At 48.0% G+C, this 20082-nt stretch carries 14 protein-coding genes; 8 read left to right on the forward strand and 6 right to left on the reverse strand.

Annotated features, from left to right (window positions below):
* Positions 1-205 precede the first annotated feature (205 nt).
* The 7 genes from hcp-2 to BZG75_RS10730 all read left to right on the forward strand — a co-directional run bounded on the left by hcp-2 (position 206) and on the right by BZG75_RS10730 (position 9652).
* Complete coding sequence (gene hcp-2, locus BZG75_RS10700) at positions 206-724, forward strand: type VI secretion system effector Hcp-2 (RefSeq protein ID WP_077576942.1); 519 nt, start codon at positions 206-208, stop codon at positions 722-724.
* 123 nt (positions 725-847) lie between these two features.
* A complete protein-coding gene (gene tssI, locus BZG75_RS10705) occupies positions 848-2986 on the forward strand; it encodes a type VI secretion system Vgr family protein (RefSeq protein ID WP_077576943.1) in 2139 nt (712 codons plus the stop codon).
* Positions 2986-3876 (forward strand): DUF4123 domain-containing protein, encoded by an 891-nt coding sequence (locus BZG75_RS10710; protein ID WP_077460796.1) that lies wholly within the window; start codon positions 2986-2988, stop codon positions 3874-3876. The genes tssI and BZG75_RS10710 overlap by 1 nt, the downstream gene beginning before the upstream one ends.
* Complete coding sequence (locus BZG75_RS10715; protein ID WP_077576944.1) at positions 3873-7124, forward strand: T6SS effector BTH_I2691 family protein; 3252 nt, start codon at positions 3873-3875, stop codon at positions 7122-7124. The genes BZG75_RS10710 and BZG75_RS10715 overlap by 4 nt, the downstream gene beginning before the upstream one ends.
* Complete coding sequence (locus BZG75_RS10720) at positions 7121-7837, forward strand: hypothetical protein (RefSeq protein WP_077576945.1); 717 nt, start codon at positions 7121-7123, stop codon at positions 7835-7837. Before BZG75_RS10715 ends, BZG75_RS10720 begins: the two co-directional genes overlap by 4 nt.
* A gap of 122 nt (positions 7838-7959) precedes the next feature.
* Positions 7960-8694: a hypothetical protein gene (locus BZG75_RS10725; protein WP_077576946.1), complete on the forward strand. Its 735-nt coding sequence runs from the start codon at positions 7960-7962 to the stop codon at positions 8692-8694.
* Between the two features lies 1 nt (position 8695).
* A complete protein-coding gene (locus BZG75_RS10730) occupies positions 8696-9652 on the forward strand; it encodes a hypothetical protein (RefSeq protein WP_077576947.1) in 957 nt (318 codons plus the stop codon).
* A 157-nt stretch (positions 9653-9809) separates the two neighbouring features.
* Here the strand turns inward: BZG75_RS10730 and BZG75_RS10735 are convergent, their stop codons facing one another.
* The 6 genes from BZG75_RS10735 to BZG75_RS10760 form a co-directional block, all read right to left on the reverse strand.
* Positions 9810-12488: a bifunctional diguanylate cyclase/phosphodiesterase gene (locus BZG75_RS10735; protein WP_077576948.1), complete on the reverse strand. Its 2679-nt coding sequence runs from the start codon at positions 12486-12488 to the stop codon at positions 9810-9812.
* Positions 12489-12754: 266 nt separating this feature from the next.
* A complete protein-coding gene (locus BZG75_RS10740) occupies positions 12755-13981 on the reverse strand; it encodes an OFA family MFS transporter (protein ID WP_077576949.1) in 1227 nt (408 codons plus the stop codon).
* A 131-nt stretch (positions 13982-14112) separates the two neighbouring features.
* Complete coding sequence (locus BZG75_RS10745) at positions 14113-14826, reverse strand: LytR/AlgR family response regulator transcription factor (protein WP_077576950.1); 714 nt, start codon at positions 14824-14826, stop codon at positions 14113-14115.
* Complete coding sequence (locus BZG75_RS10750; RefSeq protein ID WP_077576951.1) at positions 14790-16460, reverse strand: LytS/YhcK type 5TM receptor domain-containing protein; 1671 nt, start codon at positions 16458-16460, stop codon at positions 14790-14792. Before BZG75_RS10750 ends, BZG75_RS10745 begins: the two co-directional genes overlap by 37 nt.
* Before the next feature lie 71 nt (positions 16461-16531).
* Positions 16532-17095, reverse strand: coding sequence for a PhnA domain-containing protein (locus BZG75_RS10755; protein WP_077460788.1), 564 nt, complete (start codon positions 17093-17095; stop codon positions 16532-16534).
* Positions 17096-17269: 174 nt separating this feature from the next.
* Positions 17270-18661 carry an L-cystine transporter gene (locus BZG75_RS10760; protein WP_021023917.1) on the reverse strand — a complete coding sequence of 464 codons (1392 nt, stop codon included), beginning with the start codon at positions 18659-18661 and terminating at the stop codon, positions 17270-17272.
* Positions 18662-19031: 370 nt separating this feature from the next.
* On the opposite strand from BZG75_RS10760, the gene BZG75_RS10765 reads away from it, so the two are divergent.
* Positions 19032-19988 (forward strand): alpha/beta hydrolase, encoded by a 957-nt coding sequence (locus BZG75_RS10765; RefSeq protein WP_077576952.1) that lies wholly within the window; start codon positions 19032-19034, stop codon positions 19986-19988.
* The last annotated feature ends 94 nt before the right edge of the window (positions 19989-20082 follow it).

Genomic DNA, 20082 nt, shown 5'->3' on the forward strand with positions numbered 1-20082 from the left:
ACCAGCTCGGTAACCTGCTGGCTAAGCAACTTTTTGCTTGGCTTGGCAAGAAGTTGCTTGGCACGTGCAAAAAATTGGTCAGTCATACTATAAAGCACTGATTTWTAATGGTAAAAAACTTGGCATGYATTTCGCAGGATAAGAGAGCGAACAGGCACACCGCCACGGTGGCGATGTGTCTTCCATGACATACAAAGGAGCGATTATGCCAACGCCATGTTATATCTCGATTGAAGGCGAAACTCAGGGTTTGATTACTGCCGGTGCCTGCACCGCGGATTCTATCGGTGATTCTTTTGTCGAAGGCCACGAAGACGAAATGCTGGTACAACAGTTTGACCACAATGTGACGGTTCCCACCGACCCACAATCTGGTCAGCCATCCGGTCAACGTGTGCACAAGCCATTTAAATTCACCGTTGCACTCAACAAAGCGGTGCCATTGCTTTATAACGCACTGGCGTCAGGTGAGAAGATGTCAACGGTCGAGCTAAAGTGGTACCGCACCTCGATTGAAGGTAAACAAGAAAACTTCTTTACCACCAAGCTGGAAAGTGCCTCGATTGTGGACATTCACTGCGAGATGCCCCATTGCCAAGACCCGGCGAAGTCAGACTTCACCCAAAACCTGACGGTATCGATGTCTTACCGCAAAGTGACGTGGGACCACGTCAACGCAGGCACCTCAGGCTCGGACGACTGGCGCAAGCCAATCGAAGCCTAATCTTTCATGGCGACATGAAGACGCAAACAGCCTGCCTTTACGGGCGGGCTGTGGTGCGTTGAGCCAGACGGCAGGGTCTGGCTCAACGTATCAGGGTAAACAAGCAGGGCGAAGGATACACAGATGGCGACATTGCAAATAGCGTTAACCGTGGCGGGGCTCGACCCGCAACCGTTCGTGGTGGTGGACTACCAAGGGGACGAGTGCCTCTCTCACCAAGCTGGCCTAAATGGTAACCCGGTGTATGGGTTCCAGTATGAGGTAGCATTGGCGAGCCGCCATACCGACCTCACGCCAGAGCAAGTGGTCGACAAGCCCGTGCAGCTGACGCTGTGGCGCAACGGCGAGCTGGTCAAACGGGTGCAAGGCATTGCCAGTGCCTTTAGCCAAGGTGACATTGGTCATCACTTTACCCGCTACCGCTTAACCTTGGTGCCCGCCCTGTATCGCCTGTCGCTTCGCCAAAACAGTCGTACCTTCCAGCATCAAACCGTGCCGACTATTCTAGAAACCCTGCTCACGGAAATGGGGGTGACGGAGGTGAGCTTCTCGCTAACCCGTGACTATGCCGAGCGCGAATACTGTGTCCAGCACCGTGAAAGTGACTTGGCGTTCTTCCACCGCTTAGCGGCAGAAGAGGGCTTGGTGTATCACCATGAGCACGATGCCACCACCCATACCCTGATAGTGACCGATGCGCCCGACAGCTTGCCCCAGCTTGAGCGCCCTGTGCCCTATAACGCCTTAAGCGGCGGACGCACCGACACGCCGTATATCGATGGCCTGACACGCCACACTGCGGCGCAGCCTAGCCACACGGCATTAAAAGACTACAGCTTCAAAAAACCGCGCTACAGCTTCCAACAAGCGGCGCAAGCCGATGGCATTGATTACCAGCGTACCGACAGCTACGAGCACTTTGACTTCCCAGGCCGCTTTAAAGACGACGCCACTGGTCAGGCATTTAACCAAACCCGCTTAGAGTACTTACGCCGTGAGGCCGAGCATGCCAACGGGCAAAGCAATGAGCCGGCATTACGGGCGGGTTATCGCTTTACCATCAGTGACCATCTGGATGGGGGCGTGAACCAAGCGTGGCAAGTGGTGCGGGTGCACCACCAAGGCAGCCAACCGCAAGCACTGGAAGAAGAGGGCGGCCAAGGGGCCACCACCTACAACAACCAGTTTATGCTTATCCCTGCCACTACCCCGTGGCGTGCAACCCCCATACCCAAACCTCAAGTGGATGGCCCCATGATAGGCACCGTGGTGGGACCGGATGGCGAAGAAATCTTCTGTGATGAACACGGGCGGGTGAAAGTCCACTTCCCGTGGGACCGCTATTCTAACGGCGATGACAAAAGCAGCTGCTGGATACGGGTGGCCCAAGGTTGGGCGGGTAGCCAATACGGCATGATGGCCATTCCCCGCATTGGCCATGAAGTGATTGTGTCCTTCTTACACGGTGACCCGGACCAACCGATTATCACCGGCCGCACGTATCATGCGACCAATGTGCCGCCTTATACCTTACCGGCACACAAAACCAAGACGGTTTGGCGCAGCGAGAGCCACCAAGGCGAGGGTTACAACGAGCTCACGTTCGAAGACCAATCGGGCAGTGAGCAAGTGTATTTACACGCGCAAAAAGACTGGCATACCGAGGTAGAAAACGACCGCGTGACCGAGATAGGTCATGACAACCACCATCAGGTACACAACGACCAATTTCATCGTGTGATGGGCAATGCGCATCATACCGTGGAGGGAGAGAGTCGCACCCGTATTGGTGGCAACCACTCCAATCTCGTCAAAGCCAGTGAGCACTATAAAGTCGGTAAGGTTCATGCGGTGGAAGCCGGAAGTGACATTCACCTAAAAACGGGCGCCAAACTGGTGATCGAAGCCGGTGCAGAAGTTACCTTAAGTGCCGGCGGTAGCTTTGTGAAAGTGGATGCTGCCGGCGTGCATGCTTCTGGTGCCGCAGTGAACTTAAACTCAGGCGGCAGCGCAGGCAGTGGACCAGGCTTTAATGGCCAAATGGCGAAGCGTCCAAAAACTATTGATGCTTTAGCCGATCCCGAAGCCGCGCCACTCCCCGATATCCAAGCGGTTGATGTAATGACCACATCAGAAACACAGCAAGGGGCACCGACGCCATCGTGGGCGCCGAGAACAGACGATACGCCATCATTGGCGCCTAAACGTCAAGTAGAAGCGCTAAAGGGACAATCTCCTTTATGTGAGGAGTGCGAGAAGTGATGACTATTTTGGCGCATAGCAATCTTTTCGATAGCGTCCCTGACATGCAGCCGCAAGAGGGTCATCGTTTGTATTTGATGGTCGATGGTGGACAAATTGAAGACATGGCGCAGCAACTATATGGCTTGGAAGGAGAGTTAGACATTATGCCTGTCTATACTCAACCGCCTTATGACCAGCTGCTCGCGGTTTCTCCCTTTATTGTACGATTGACCGACGCAGTGTGGACATGGTTTACGACCCTCAATCAACCCACTGCAGGATATGTATTCGCGTCTTCACACCCCGGGCTTGATGTCGCACATCAGTTACGGGATTTCATTCAAGTGCTGTCACCCTATGGCAGTAAGGTGTTCTTAAAGCTGGCGCACAGTGAATGCATTGATGCGTTGCTGTTTAATGACTTTGGTGGCTTCTGGTCCTTGATGTCGGCACTTTGGCTGCCGACGCGTGAAGGTTGGCAAGTTTATCATGCCCCTGAGTCGGCCAAATCAGTCTCGTTGCCCTATCAGCTCTCCGACCCTCAATGGAGCGCGCTTGGTAAGGTGGTTTGGCGTAATCAGATACAAAGCCTTAAGCAACATATGCAAACTTACTTTCCTGAGCGTCTTACCTCTCAGTCAGATCCTGACCAATGGGTACAGACGTGGGCAGAAACTGCCTATCAGCAAGGATTTCATACCGGGCAAGACCTGACGCAATTTTTCAATGTGTTAGGTTTTGTAGGTGAGCAAGCGCTTGATGCATCTGTGCATCCCGATATAAGCAATATTGTTCTCAATCCATCGGCACTGACGCCCTCTCAGCGCATCGAGCAAGCGGCCTTATTGGCAAAACACGAATCAGAACAAGCCGAGTCTCACTTATCGAACCAGCAGGAGCAGCTATGAGTGACCCAATCTCAGCGGCCAAATGTGCCAACAATCAAGATAGCCGCGACCCAACCGGACCGTGTCCTTTAAAAGGTGGCAGCGTTGGTTTTGTTCCTGTGCGTTATGCGTTCGACAATGGCTATGATCAAGACGATTACACACCAATATTTGCTTTACCTAAAAAGTGGCAAGGTGAAGCGTGGATCGAGGCAGAGTATAGCCAGCGCACATTGCGCCAACTAAGGGACGGTTGGCTGTATGTCTACGACCAAGACGCGGAGCGTCTCGATGAATACCAAGTGTCTGGTACCAAACTCATTAAAAAGCTGAATGATGACAGCGATGGCGAAACATCAAGCCGTTTAAACTATCCGGTTAAACACACGGTCTATCTTGCGTTTTCGCATCTACGCTGGACAGCGCGCCTAAAAACGCTGATGCAAGAAAAGGGTCAGCTACGCAGTGCGTGGATGCGAGAGCTCGATCTTGATTATTATCGCGAGAATATGGCGCATCCACACACCGGCAGTTTAAAGCAACTCGGGCAAAGTGTGATTGATATTGGCGAGGACTCTGCGCCGACTGGGTTATTTGCAAGTACGTGCACACCGCTTGATGAAGTCGATGATGTAGAAACCGATGAGCAAGACGTTCAACAACACCAGCACGTTGCACAAAAGCCAGGTAGCACGGTCACTGACTACAAGGTGGACTTGGATAAACCCAATGAAGGCTTTTTTATTGCGCTGGATGATAGGTTGGCCGATGTGTCTGATTTGTTCTTGCCTTTATCTCAGGAAGTCGCGCGACAGAGTGTTATTTTAAAAGACGAAGAGAACATGCATAAGCTCCAAATGGCTGAGCTGACGCGAATGCTAGCAGGCGTGAAATTGGTTCAAGACGAAGTACCCAGCTCAGTGAAGGGTGACCCCATCAGAGAGTTGGCATTCGAGCGCCATGTTATTGACTATCTTGCGACACAACGGCTTGCTGACCAAGAGCGAGCTGCGTTAGAAAATAATCCCAATGTCGCGACTGTGCCGATGACGTCACTGCAAGAAGAGGCCTTAAATAAAGGGGCGCTTCTTGAGGAACAATACGATTACCAACTCACTGAAGAGCAAAAACAGCGCTGGTCTATGTTCAGCGATGAAGTGGATTGGGAAGCGCTAGAGGCATTTCTCTCGGACCATTACAACCAATTACAAGGCCTTGATGCGCGCATCGCCACTCGCTACAAAGACTTTATGCATGGCTTTAAACAATTAAGCACCGATCCAGCCATTGTGGGTGTAGACAATCAAGACGCGGATCATTTGGTGTATCTGCTGAGCTTAGTGAGTCAATATTTGGTTGGCGTAAAACACGCGATAAACAATGAGGAAGCACAAGCTGAACTGAATAAAGTTCTGGACTTTGATCAGCCTGATAACCTCTTGGCGCTGGCGTCAGTGGGTTTCTCCAAAGAGAATTGGCAAGCGCTGAATGATGAAGTGCAGAAGATTGAGCATCATTTTATCGGCTTAGATAAACCAGGAGATATGTTGGCACTGTTTAGTGCGATTGCTAACTATGATGGATTCACGGGCGATGTTCGTATCCAAGAGAAGGAATGGTTTAAAGCGCTTGCAGAGCCTGTGAAAAAAAGTTTTTCTGCGTTGCAGCATGCGACATCAGGCGCGACGGAACAGACGTGGCGAGCGATAACCAACCTGTTATTTCCTAGCCAAATGAATACCACGCATAGCCCTGCAGGCATGATCAGTAATTTACGGTTAGTGATATTGGAGGCAATCGTTAATCCAGAAGCGATTGTTGCACACAACCCAGACTATCCGGCACAAGTCTCGGCATGGCAGCGAAAGATGAATGCCGAAGTTGCAATAATTACACGGATCAGCAAACCTCCGGTCGGGCAACCGATACCTAAAAATCACCAGATTAAGTCCATGCATGCAGCTCAGCAAAGGCTGCAGAAGCTATTGAGTAGTGAGTTACCTCAAATGGTAACGCTGAAGTATCAAGCAGCGAATGATGCAGCGAAAAAAATGCTCAATCAAGCCATTGAGCGCATCTGGCAAAAAGGCACACAAGCTGCTCAAACATCGTGGAATAAGCTCGGTAAAATGGGAGGCATTGTTGCGATCCTCAATATTTGGAATAGCGCATCAGTCTTGCATAATATTCGTTATAAAGCCGAGCAGCACCCTGAGACTAGCTTATGGTCAAACCCAGCACTAAGAGAAGCCACCTACTCGACCGGCTATGCGGTGTCCGCGATCTCGGCGGTTTGGCGAGATGCGGCATGGGAAAAGATTATGACCAGACAGTCTCTTCTCTCGGAACCTATGAAGGTTGCCTTAAAGAGTAGTACTCACTCTTATGAGGTAAGACAAAGCCTAAAAACCTTTGCTAAAACCACAGCGATGGTTTCTTTGTTTGGTTTTATCGCAGCAGGCATAGAGACATGGGATAGTGGTGAAAAAGCATGGGATTCAGACCATACACTAATGGAAAGGTTTGGTTATGGTTTAAAAGGTTTATCAACTTTCGCTCAAGTTATAGTTTTTTCTGCACAGTTAGGGGCCAATACATTAAGCCGACTTGGCATATTCAATATTAGTATAGGTGCGATCATTACTCGTTGGATGTTGACCACACTGATGGTGGCAGGTTTCGTATATCTGATAGCAGTTGTGGTCATTAATATTTTTAAACGCTCAGAACTTGAAAAATGGTTGCTCCACTCTACTTGGGGGAAACAGCCTAGCCAGTGGGAGTACCTAGAAGAGCTGAAGCGTTTGGATCAAATTATTCATAAGCCTCAAATTCGGCTAAATGCTATCCCGAGTCGGCGACCTTCACAATGGATGGACGCTGGCACAGAGCAGTGGCAATTAGAATTAACCCTGCCTGCGTTTACTCGGGATACAAAAATTGGTTTACAAATCACCCGCAAACCCAAAGACAAAAACTACCACTATCGTGTCGCTGAGCCGAAATCTGCAGTGGTAGTCAATGAGCTGCGTGGAACATGGCTTAAAGACAAAGGATCTGGAAACCTAATCTATCGATTGGATTTAGGAGGGACCATCGACGATACGGTGGCGGTACTCATCAGTATGCCTTTTACTTGGCAAGCATCGGAAAATGAGACGCTTGGCTATGTGGCTATCGGTAACCACCAAGGTGATCTAACCGTAAACCCAGCCCCGAGAGATAAAAAATTTGCCAAGCGTACCATTGAAGTGAGAGTTGAAAAATGAGTAATAGCGAAACTATAGATCCCATTGAAAAGAGGCTCTACGAGGTAGAAATTCGCCACTATTGGGAACACAAAGGATGGGGCGGAAAATTTGACCACCTTGGAATTTGGGGACTATCAATTTTTGCAGGGCTAACCCCTTTTTGCTTTCTATGGTTTGTAATCGACGAGCTCACGATAGACTCCATTGCATTTTGGGGATTATTTTCTTTCATGGCGATGATGGTATTAGTCTCAAGGTATCTTTTTTTCCCCGACAAGCATCGCTGTTACCACTTAACGCCTCTGGGTATTCATTACACAGAAAAAGACATGATTCCCGATGTTGCCTATCAAGTGGTGCGTGGTTTTGCGTGGGTGGGGATCGTGGTCTGTATTATTGCCGTGTTTGTGCTTAGTCCTATTGCATTTGTTGGGGCAGGTGGTTTTGCGTTGATGTCGTTTGGCATGACGAATTTTAAGCCAACGACGGAAAAGCATGAGGTGTTTTTTTCGGATAGACCCATATTATTTAATCCGATGAGAGATAGCATATTACGCATTGATAGTAATATTCCTACTGAATACTGCAGTAGTCGCAACTTTTACTTTTCTTCTTTGGGAGAAAAAGACGCGGTTGTATCCTTGATTAAAAACATTAGGAAAGATATCGAATATGTGGAAATGGCTAAAATGAATGACATGTTTAAACATCCAATATTCATTCAGGACTAGTATACTTGGATATCAAAGAGAAACATTGGTTTTATAATGTCATGTTATCTATGGGTGATGATATATTCATGCCAATGTATCTTAAAATTGCTGGGGCGAGCGGTTGAAGTAAGAGCTGAAAAATGAGTAATGGAGAAAACACAGAGCCCCTCGAGGAGCAGCTTTACGCTGCTCAGGTGATTTATTCTTGGGAGTCTATGGGTGCGGGTCTGAAACACGAAAATATGGTTAAGTGGGGACTGTCAATATTTGCTGGAACATCATTTCTTTTGTTTCTTTGGTCAGTGCTCGAGAAGTTGACTGTCGACTCATTTGCTTTTTGGGTATTAAGTGGTTTTTTGACACTGATGGTTTTTGCATCAAGATACTTGTTTCTACCCGATAAACATCGCTGTTATCACTTAACTTCTTTGGGTATTCACTATACAGAAAAAGACATGATCCCTGATGTTGCTTATCAGGTAGTACGTGGTTTGGCGTGGGTGGGAATCGTAGTCTGTATTATTGCCGTGTTTGTGCTTGGTCCTCTTGCGTTTATTGGAGCAGGTGGTTTTGCGCTGATGTCGTTTGGGATGACAAACTTTCGTCCTTCTATTGATAACCACTATATATTGATTTCGGAGCGTACGGTTGTGTTTGACCTAGAGAGTGATGGTGTATTTTCATTCGCCATCCCCGAGAAAGGTGCGTATGCTTACTATGGTGATATATTCACCGCTACTCTTGACCAAAAGCAAGAACTACTTGCTACATTACGTTCACTCTTCCCTAGGATCGAGTTCGTGAAGATAAAAAGGTTGAAGGACCAGTATAAACACCCTGTTTATCAGCAAGAAGAAGAGAAAGCGGCTCAGTAGTATGACCTACAACACCGAGCAGCTGTCGCTACAACCCGCAAAACCACCGCACGGTTTTTTGCAACGGCTACTAACCAAAGGGCAAGTATTCCCCTTTACCAAGGCAAATGACACTATTGCTTTATCACTTGCTCGAGAAACAATGCCATCGAACATAAAAAAGACAGAAGGGAATGGAAAGCCATCATTCTGGACCGAAGAAAGCTTAGATAGTGAATCTTTATCAGGCTGGTCTCAACTATACTTTTTAATGGTGGGGCTGGCAAAAATACTATTGATTTTGTTTTTGCCTTTGGCTTATTTGGTTTTCCTTTATCCATTATTATTTGGTTATGCAAGTTGGGATAAAAGGTGGGATGATTGGTTAATGGTTTCCTACGGTTTAACCCTCTACTTCACGCTTCCTTGCTTGCTTATATGGGCCCATTATAAACTGGTATGTAAAGGCTATTATTTCTTAGCGCCTTTCTTAAAAAGCAAACGTGTTTATAGCTTAAACCGTCAAACAGGGATGGTGACCTTGTATAAACGTGGCAATAAAGTGCGCTTTACGCATCCTTTTATAGAATTTGATTGTGTGTTGATGTCAGCCCCCAGCCCTCAAGGCCATCTGAACTACAATTTGATGTTAGTTCATCGCTATCAGCCTTACTCTGTGGGTGTACCTATTAGCAACTTAATTGGCACCAACGAGCGTGTAGTGGAGTACCAGCGCTTGTGGAATATGATCCAGCGTTACATGGATGTGAGTCAACCGATGCCCGATCTGTTGGTATTAGAAGAAGCTCGAGCCAAAGACCCTGTAACTGCTGCCCATGATCAACAGACTGGCCGCGATCCGCATTACTGGCGAGATATGAGCGATGACACCTACAAGAAGACCCTAGCGGAAATAGCCGAACAACAAAAAACATCCCCCGCCACCGGCCCAAAGATCAACATCTTTGCGGATGATTAAAGTGACTTGAGCAGACTTCTTCAGTCTGAAACAGCGAGAGGCGCTCATCATAAAGTAAGAGCAGGCCAAATAACCTTTATTTATAACCTCATAATACTAAATAGCAATTGTATTAGCACGTTGCGAGAGGAATAATAAATATGGCTCGCTCTTACAATTAACCATTTTCACCAAAGGTGTTTAATGCCTGCTCTGCACTCATTGGTTTAAAGTGGTAGAACCCTTGAATTTCATCGACACGCCAGACGTTGAGAATGCGCAATTGAGACGCGGTTTCGACGCCTTCGGCAACGGTGGTCATGCCCAGCTCTTGAGCCATGTTGATGATGCTGCGGACTAAGGTTTTGGCCTTTTCATTGGTTTCAATTTCGCTCATATACGATTTATCCAATTTGACGATATCGAGCGGGAAATTACACAGCGAGCTAAACGATGAATAGCCGGTACCGAAGTCATCTAAGGCTAGCTGGACGCCTAACGCTTTGAGGGCATGCATCCGTTCAATTGTCTCCTGGTCGGCACCGAGTAGAATACTTTCGGTAACTTCCAGCACCAGCTGTCCTGGCGAAAGTTGATACTGCTTAATGAGTCGCTGCAAGTTATTAATCAGCGCACTTGCGCCAAAGTGAGGACTAGAGAGGTTGACATGAATGGTGAGACGGTGCTGCGATTTTTTACTCCAATACCTTTGTATGGTTTGTAAAAATGCGCAGGCTTTTTCTAACACCAGTTCGTCGAGCTCAATAATTAATTTGTGTTTTTCGGCCAACGGAATAAAAACCCCTGGCGATATCATCCCCAAATCGGGATGATGCCAACGCGCCAATGCTTCAAAACCGATCACTTGATTCGATGTCGCGTTAACGATGGGCTGGAAGAAAGCGGTAAACTCTTCGTTTTTCAGTGCAGTGATCAGGTTTCGATTAATTGTTAATGTCTCATTGGCAGCTTGCACAATCTCTTCATCAACAATCGTCACATTGTGCTTGGGTACCAACTGTTGCTCTATCGCGTAGAAACCACAGTGGACGAGGGGTTCAAAATGGGTAAACGCGAACTCAGGCCCTATCATTGCGGCGTTAAGGCCGATATCAAAGTCTGCTGTCGTCTCAGCTAGATGATTCGCACTGACTTTTAGCACGGTATTCGCGCGAGGAATAAATTGCTCCTCCTCTATTTGATCAGTGAAAACGATAAACTCATTTTCGCTTAGCCTACCGATTTCCGCTTGCGGAAACTGTTGCTTCAAAGCATCAGCGATATGCTTTACCGCATTGTCATAGGCTTGATGCCCATATATCTCGTAAATTTCACGAAGACGTGTGGCAATTATGTAGAGGGTGATAATGGCCTTTTTGTTCGTAAGCGCTTGATTTAAGGCTTTAGTTGTCGAGGGCCGATTAAGTAAACCAGACAGGGTGTCATGGTGTGATAGTGTTTCTATTAAAGCGGCTTGTCGTTTTTGCTGGCTAATATCTTTCACCGCCAGCATCACAGTTTGAGACGTCTGATTGTCTAGCCGCATCGCTTCTACATTGCAAGAGATAGTTTGCCCAGTGACACTGCGTAGGTTAGTTTCAAAGTGAGTAACATCCTGCTCGTCTTGTTGTTGGAAGGCATTCAGATCAGACAGTGTGCCATCTTTGTTATTTAATAGGATATCGAGTGGGGCATCGATAAGCTGTGTGCGTTGATGACCAAGCAAATTAAGTAGTGCCTGATTCACGTCGACAATCTGGTTATTTTCTAAAAGTATCATGCCTAGATGCTGGCTATGGTACAGCGCTTCAAATTTAGACAGTGTTTCTTTAAGTTGTTGTTCGGCGTAAGAGGACGTGCTCGCCATTGCCTCGATTTGTTCAGTAATGCGGGTAAACATATCTGTGGGCGCTGTGATAGGAGCTGTGTTACCGAGCAGAGCGTTCACATTTTTCTCAAAAGAGATAAATTGTCTAGCAATATTGTGTCGATAAAGCAGATAAACCACGAAAGCGATAAATGAGGTCATCGCCAGTAAAGCTAAGATAAGATATTGAAATACTTGCTTTCCCTTTTGATAGTAATGGCGAGATTCGGTGGTTTCTAAGGCCGCAATGGGGCGGTTGCTCAAATCATATAAGGGGGTATAGCGGGTTATCTTATTGTCAGTACGAACAATGCGTTCAACGCTCCCTTCTCCTGTTGTATCCCCCTTGTTAACGAGACGGTTGTTGCCCGCTAATATGTTATCGTAAGCGGAGGGAAAGCGACCCGTCAGCGCTTGCCCCCAAACCATCCAGCCGACGACCGGTGCAGTGCCCGCACTGTCTCGGACTGGGTTGACACTGATCACCCATATGCGGCCTCTAAGCTGGAGTAAACCAGCGAAAGGAGTCAGCTCTTTATCAGGAATGGGTTGATGAATATGGGCTGTGACGGCAGGGGAGCGATATATTGCATCAATAATCGACTTGTTGCCCGCATTTTCCAGTACTTTTGCTTCGACTACCTCACCACTTAAGTCGGCAAACCCCATCATATCTAAACTGAGTGCGAGTAATGTCTCGTCGCTTAGATTCCTCTGCGCATAGCGATTATTACCTGTTGTAAGTAGCGCGTAAGTATCATCCCAATAGGCCCAATCAATTGCATATTCAACTTGATTATCGATGACACGCTGAATCACCGCTTTGGCTTGCTGATTTGCGCGCGTGATTTCTATGTCTTCTAGGTGGTCAATACCGAAGAGGAAAAAATAGCGAGTCAATAAAAGGCTACTGAAAATAATGGCAAGTAACCCTAGGATAAAAATAAGTGCTGCTTTGCTGTGAAGCGTAACAAATCGCGTCCGTGTCATTTAACACCTAGCAAGAAAAGAGGAAGGCCCGACGCCGAGGCTTTAAATTAGGCGAGTACACCACAACAATCAATAACGTTGTTAATGTATTGAGATGTTATTCAGTATTTAGGGATAGACTTATCAACAAGCGCCGATATTACGGGGTTTACAGTGTAAACTGGACCACTTTATGTGACGCTGTCACATTTTATTTTTGGTGTGTCGATTACAAACAAGAGCCCCTCGTATTATTGCTAAGACGAGGGGAAAGTGTATAACAATGCTTAGCTGGTCGATGACTCCAACTGCCAATGATGCTTAATCTTCTCTTGATTGTGCTTGGGCGAGTGAATAGTGAATGCAATACACAAGGATATAGTGATCATTACCAGCATCACACTAAACGCGGCAACAAAACCGCCAAATAGCGCCGCAATGACAGAGCCCATAAAGCTACCGACACCAAAGCCCAGGTACATAAAACCATAGTTTTGGCTGAGGTGGTTCATGCCAAAATAGTCGCTCATCAAGGTGGGGAATACGGTAATTGCTCCGCCAAAACTGAACGCGACACAAGCAACCGACAAATAGAAGCTGTATTGGTCCAGTGGCATAAAGCGGAGCATACCTACGCCTGCCGCGCAGACGAGGAGTGCCAAGCCAACCACTTTGCTGCGCGCCATGCGATCAGACAACACCCCCAGTACCAGACGGCCGCCTAGATTTGCCAGTGCGATAATGGCAACCGCTTCCGCAGCGGTGGCAGCATCAAGGTGGACATAAAGTTCACCCACATCTTTAGCGACGCCAATGACATAAAGCCCACTCATACAAATCGTGACAAATACCGTGGCAAGTAACCAAAATTGCGGGGTTTTAAAACATTGAGAAAGGGTGTAATCAGCAGGCGCATCGGCCTCAGATGCGTTTGTGGCGGCTTTTTGCTGTGGTGCATCGTGCATCAGTGCGCCGCCAATCACGACCATCACACAGGCCAGAACCGCCCACATTTGAAAACTTAGTGCTGCGCCGCCTGCAGCTAAAAAGTACAGATTAATGTATTTAAAACCTAAGCTGCCTAAACCATAAGCGCCAATAGCACAGGCTGAGGCAAGCCCTTTGTTTTTGGGAAAAAAGCGTACGCAATTGGAGAGCGTCATGAGGTAGCCAGTACCATCTGCTAAACCAATCAGAAGGCCGGCGGTAAGGTAAAGTAGCCATAGTTGGCTGACCACCGAGGTTAGCGCGAGACTGGTGCCAAGCAGTATGCCAGCGCCAATGGTCACGCGGCGGACACCGAATCGTGCTTGTAGATGGCCCGAGACGGAAGAAGCCAGGGCCAATGCCAGTGTCATAATGCCAAAGGTGAAGGCCACTTGGCTGACTGGCTCGTCAAGCTGGGCTGCAAGGGGAGCATTAAACAGGCTCCACGTATACACAGAGCCAAGTGCAAACTGGGCCAATACGGTGCCGATAAGGGTTTTGATGCCGGGGGATAAACGTGCGTTCATGGTAACGCTCCAGGGTTTTATCTATTGAGAACACCCCCAAGATACGACCCTGAATCCCCACATCAAGAGTAGGTGAAAAAGATAAAATGAGCTGCAGTTAGCGGGCATGAACTGCAGCGAGAGGGCATGAATTACAATTGCATCCGTTCGCGAAACGCTTTCAGATTACCGCGACTGACCAAGACAGGATCAGAAATGCCGGGGAGGAAAACGTGATAGGTGCTGTTTAAGCCTGGTTCAATTTCGGTGATTTTATCTAAGTTGATGCAATAAGAGCGATGGCAACGAAAAAAATTAGCCGGCAATTGCGTCATCAATTCACTGATAGTGTAAGGCACATAGAACTCACCGTCGGGTGTGTACACCAAGGTGGTCTTTTCGTTGGCAGCGGCGTAAAGAATGTCGGCGGTATCGGTAATGCGGATCCGATTATCACGCATCAAATGCAAGGTATGGCGTTGCTCTGTCAGGGTATCGGTAGGTGCAGCCGCGAGAGCAAGCTTATTGAGTACGCCTTTCACCCGTGTTTCGTTAAGCGGCTTAAGCAGGTAGTCGAACGCTTCAAGCTCAAAAGCATCTGCGGCATGCTCTTTGTAAGCGGTGGTAAAAATCACAAAGGGCGGGCGCGCATCGGCATGTAAACTCCGCGCGAGTAACATGCCATCAATCGAGGGGATATTGATATCTAAAAACAGCACGTCCACTGAATGGGTCTGCAGGTATTTTAGCGCTGCAAGCCCATCATCAAAGCTTTCGATGATCTCGAGATCACTATGCTTTTCAACTAAGTAACGTAGCTCTTCTTGCGCTAAGTATTCGTCTTCGACAATGACAGCGCGAAGCATGAAGGCTCCTTATGGTTTATCACAAATGATACACGTGTGCCGGGATTGCGTGGCTCAACAGTTAAGCCTTGTCCATAGAGCATGATTAAACGCTGATGCACATTCATCAAGCCAATATGATGACTGTCGATGGTGCCATGATAAAGTTGCTCGACAATATTAGGATTGATGCCGACCCCGGTATCTGTGATGCTAATCTCCGTTCCTTGCGCAATTTCGCGCACCGCAATGATAACATCACAAGGACGACGAGAAGGTTGAAAACCATGGCGAATCGCATTTTCAACCAGTGGCTGTATCAGCAAGGGCGCAATATTGGTGTCGGTCGTTTCAATATCAAAGCGGATCGTAAGTTTGTCACCAAAACGTGCTTGCTCAATAGCGACATAGTCTTTGACTTGCTTAATGGCATCACTAATGGGGATCAGATCCTGCGTGCGCTCTAAATTGTAACGCATAAAGTCGGCCAAATTGGCAATCAAGCCACGGGCGTCATCCGGACGCAGGCGGATCAAGCTGGAGATCGCATTGAGGGCGTTAAACAAAAAATGAGGGTTAATTTTACTTTGTAACGCAGAAAATTCGGCCTTACTCGCCATTTCTTTGAGGTTTTGTATCCGCGCAACTTCCATTTGGGTCGAAATCAATTGTGATAAACCAATCGCCATTTCCTGCATGGGGCGACGAATACGATGGGGCTGACGATAAAAAACCTTTAAGGTTCCCGTGACCACGCTATTTTCCCATAGCGGAATGATCAACAAAGAGCGAAAATCATGCACATTGAGATCATTGCTGATAATTTGTTCACCGGTTCTTACCGCTTGCTGAGTAAGGCGGCTAATTTGGTGATGGGCATCAATGTATTGCTCCTCACCAATGCCAACATACGCCAAAACATCGGCGGTATCGGTAATAGCCACGGCATCGGCACCGGTGTCTTTACGAATAATACTGCACGCCTTGGTCAAACCTCGCGCCTCTCCGCGTCGAAAATACGGTAGCGTGCGGTTGGCAATATCTAACGCTTGCTTAGCCTGCTGGGCGGCTAAATGTTCTTTTTCATCATCGATGTACTGCACCAGTTGGATGATCAGGCCAATACAGACGGTACCTGCAATCATCGGGAAGCTAATGGTGGCAACAATGTGTTGGGCGAGCGTTTGATCGCGGGCAAGCAAAAGGATAAGTAGCATGGTCAGCGATTCGCAGAGCATACCCGCCAAAATGCCGTAGCGTGCATAATGCTGTTTATCTGCGCGATAATGGATCAGTGCCGACAGGCACCCAGCAATAATACTGGCGATCAAACAGGCTTGTGAGGTTGGCCCATCAATATCGATAAGATAGCGGTGAACGCCCGAGACGACGCCGGCAGTCACGCCAACCCAAGGACCAAACAAAATACCGCCGGCGATAATGGCGATGATGCGTACATTTACCAGCGACCCATCGACATTCACTCCCGTGTAGGTACTGAACAAGGCAAACAATACAAACAAAGCGGCAATGAGCGCTGTTTCCATTGGATGGCGCTGGGTCTTCTGTACGATGGTTTGGATCAGATGGGTGCGAGTGAGCCAAAATAAGGCCATGAGTAATAAGGCGGCACGTTCAAATACCGCCAACAGCATCAATAACTGGTCGTTATACGCTAACAAAAGAAAAGACCGTGTTTAAATAAAGGGCGACTGTATGCTGCCAATTACTTGCGGCGGCAGAACTCTGCGATCACAAACAACGTTTGGCCGTTCACTTTACCCTGCACATGGGTGGGATCATCGGTCAGGTTAATGCCACGGATCACGGTACCTTGTTTGATTACCTGGCTTGAGCCTTTCACTGGCAAATCTTTAATCACGGTCACGTCGTCGCCTTTTTGCAGCGCCACACCATTTGCATCCAGCACTTTAACTTCTTCGATATCTTGACCGGTTTCCGCCCATTTACGCACGTCATCTTCCATATACATCATGTCGAGATTATCTTGCGCCCAGCTTTCACTCGAAAGGCGAGAAAGCTGGCGATAAGCGACGACTTGCACGGCTGGCTCTTGGCTCCACATGCTGTCACTCAGGCAACGCCAGTGGTTCACATCCATATTGTCAGGATTACTTAGCTGGTCATGACAGGTGCCACAAACCAATACGCAGCTGTTCGCGGTGGTATCTGGTGAGTACGGGACGTCATATACAGATAAGTTGTCTTGGCGGGTACAAAGTTCACATTGGCCGCCGCTGCGTGCCTGAAGTGTTTGTTCAATACTCATAAATGTCTCGTGTAGGGCAGATCGAGCCTGCGTTAACAATGCGGCAGAGTGTAATCGCTGACATAAATTCTTACAAGTTATAAGGGATTAAGTCAGCGAATTGATGGATGATTATAGACACAAAAATGCCACGCCAATGCGGCGTGGCATTTTATAAACGATGGTACCGCGCCATTAAGCGTTTGCAGTGTCTTGTTTCACCACTTCGTGGTGCTCGAAGATAGTCTTATCTTGGCCACCGGTTAAGCGTGAGGTGAGCGTGCCAGCAGTCATTGAGCCGCTAACGTTAATCGCGGTGCGGCCCATATCGATTAACGGTTCAATTGAGATTAACAGACCCGCAAGTGCGACCGGCATATCCAGTGCCGAGAGTACAATCAGCGCGGCAAACGTTGCCCCGCCACCAACGCCAGCAATACCGAAAGAGCTCACCGTTACGATGGCAACCAAGGTCGCGATAAAGCCAGGATCGAGCGGATTAATACCAATGGTTGGTGCAATCATCACCGCCAACATGGCAGGGTATAGCCCTGCACAGCCGTTTTGCCCCATGGTCGCACCGAAAGAGGCTGAGAAATTGGCACTGGCCGGATCGTTCCCCAAGTTCTTCATTTGAGAATCAATGTTTAGCGGAATAGTCGCGGCACTAGAGCGCGATGTGAAGGCAAACGTTAGTACTGGGAGTATCTTTTTCAAGTATTGAGCTGGGCTCATTCCTACTAGGCCGATTAAGATCAAATGCATCACCAAAATCGCGCCTAGGCCAACGTATGAAGCGACAACGAAGTTTGCCAGTTGCAGGATTTCACTGACATTTGATCCGGCAATGACTTTTGTCATGAGTGCCAAGACACCGTATGGCGTTAAACCGATAATCATGCGCACCAGCGTACGTACAAGCGCCTGAGCAACATCCATAAAGCGTTCAAAGCGCTCACCCAGTTCAGGCTGTGTGCGTGAAAGCGTTACTCCGGCAATTCCCACAAGCGCAGAGAAAATCACCACAGCAATCGTAGACGTTGGACGGCTTCCTGCTAAATCTGCGAACGGATTTTGTGGGAAGAAAGAGATCACCATATCAGCCAGTGACAGGTTTTCAACGGTACCTAGGCGTTCTTCAAGTGCAGCCCCGCGAGCCATTTCTTGCGCACCTTGCACGATATCTTGCGCAGACAATCCAAATAGACTGCTGACGAACACACCAATGAGTGCCGATGCTGCGGTCGTTGCCAGCAAAATCCCAATATTTAAGCTAGAGACTTTACCCAGTGAACCCGAGTCTTTCACCTTTAAGATGGCACCAATAATTGACACGGTAATCAACGGCATGATGATCATTTTTAACAAGCTCACGTAGCCTGAGCCGACGATATTGATATAGTCAATGGTTTCGCGTGTAACCGTGCCGTCAGCACCATATAACGCTTGCAGCGCAGCACCGAATGCCACCCCTAAGCCTAAGCCAGTAAAGACTCGCGTTGATAGGGATTTTTGTTGCTTGTGCAACTTCACAAGCACTGCCAGTAACAGCGCAAAAGCGATCAGATTTAAAAGGATAACTGTCATAGTTGGCGTTCCCACCTAGAGAATTATAATAATTTCAGCGTTAGATCCCGTGGATGTCGTTAAGGGATCGATATTGGTTCGCATCTTATGCCGACGGGTGCACATAATGAAGACATATGTCACATTACGGCTAGATAAAAAAAGCACTTATTAAAACTAAAAAGAATATGGAACAGTTATTGCACAATTTGCGGTGGTATATCGCGCAATGGCGACGACAAGTTATTCCGGCTGTTTTAAAACAAGCGTTCGTTCTAGGAATACACCTAAGGTTCCGGTAAGGTAAGGCCGCGCGTGTTGACTCACCCTCACCGTGTTTATTTTTGGACGCATACCAGGAGTGATGTGTTATTGATTTGAAGGATTCACAATGAGCAGAAAAATCTACTTCTCGACCCCAGGCCGGTTTAGTGCAAAACGTACGTTGATAGGCGCGGTTAGCCGTTGTCATCATCGACTTGCCCCCAGTCATGCAAGGAAGATTGCCCGCAAGCTCTTTCTTACCCCCACGCGCAGTCCAGCGGTGAACGCGGCCCCGAATGGCTTAGAGCGGTTTACTGCGCAGAGTCAACAAGGCGAGCTACAGATGTACAGCGTTGGCGCGGGCCCGACCTGGTTACTGACACATGGGTGGTCCGGCTCGGCGAGCCAATTTTTTCCTTTAATGGCGCATATTGCCTCGTTGGGTTTTCGCGCTGTGGCGTTTGATCACCCGGCCCATGGTGAAAGTGGGGGGCACGAAAGCCATATTCCAGGGTTTGTGCAGGCAATCAACGATGTTTTGGATCAAGTAGACAACGTTTCTGGTGTCGTCGCCCACAGTATGGGTGCGGCGGCCGTCCTCGAGAGCCAACATCCGCAATTAGATGACTTACCATTACTCTTGGTCGCGCCTGTGTTGAATTATCGTGAGAATCTGTATGCAACGGTGCGTCAGTCCGGATATTCACTCAAGCTGTTTGATGAAATTGTACAAGAAGTGGGGGAGCAGCACGGTTATCCGATCGAAACCATCGACCCCTTGACTAAACTCGGCGCGCGTCGTCATCAGGTGGTCATTGCGCATGACAGAAACGATCGTTTTGCCTCGTTCAGCGTGACTGAAAAAGCAAACGACTATCAACATGTCTGCTTGCTGCCTACTGATGGGCTAGGGCATGGGCGGATTTTAAAAAGCGACGTGACTTTACAAGCGTTTACTGATCTTGCGGCTAAGACGGATCCAGCGGTACATAGTGTTGAGAGCGCAACGTCAAGTAGCGATATTGCAGCGCGGAAAAAAAACTGGCAGACAACTGAAACCAGCGCGTCAGCCATGGATGTGTAAGCCACCGGCAAATAATCTAAAAAAGGCACCGACGTCTGCGGTGCCATATGGGGTCTATGATATGTGGCTTATAAAAAAACGTATTACTCGCCAG

The sequence above is a fragment of the Salinivibrio sp. AR640 genome, assembly GCF_001995405.1.
GTDB classification, from domain to species: domain Bacteria; phylum Pseudomonadota; class Gammaproteobacteria; order Enterobacterales; family Vibrionaceae; genus Salinivibrio; species Salinivibrio costicola.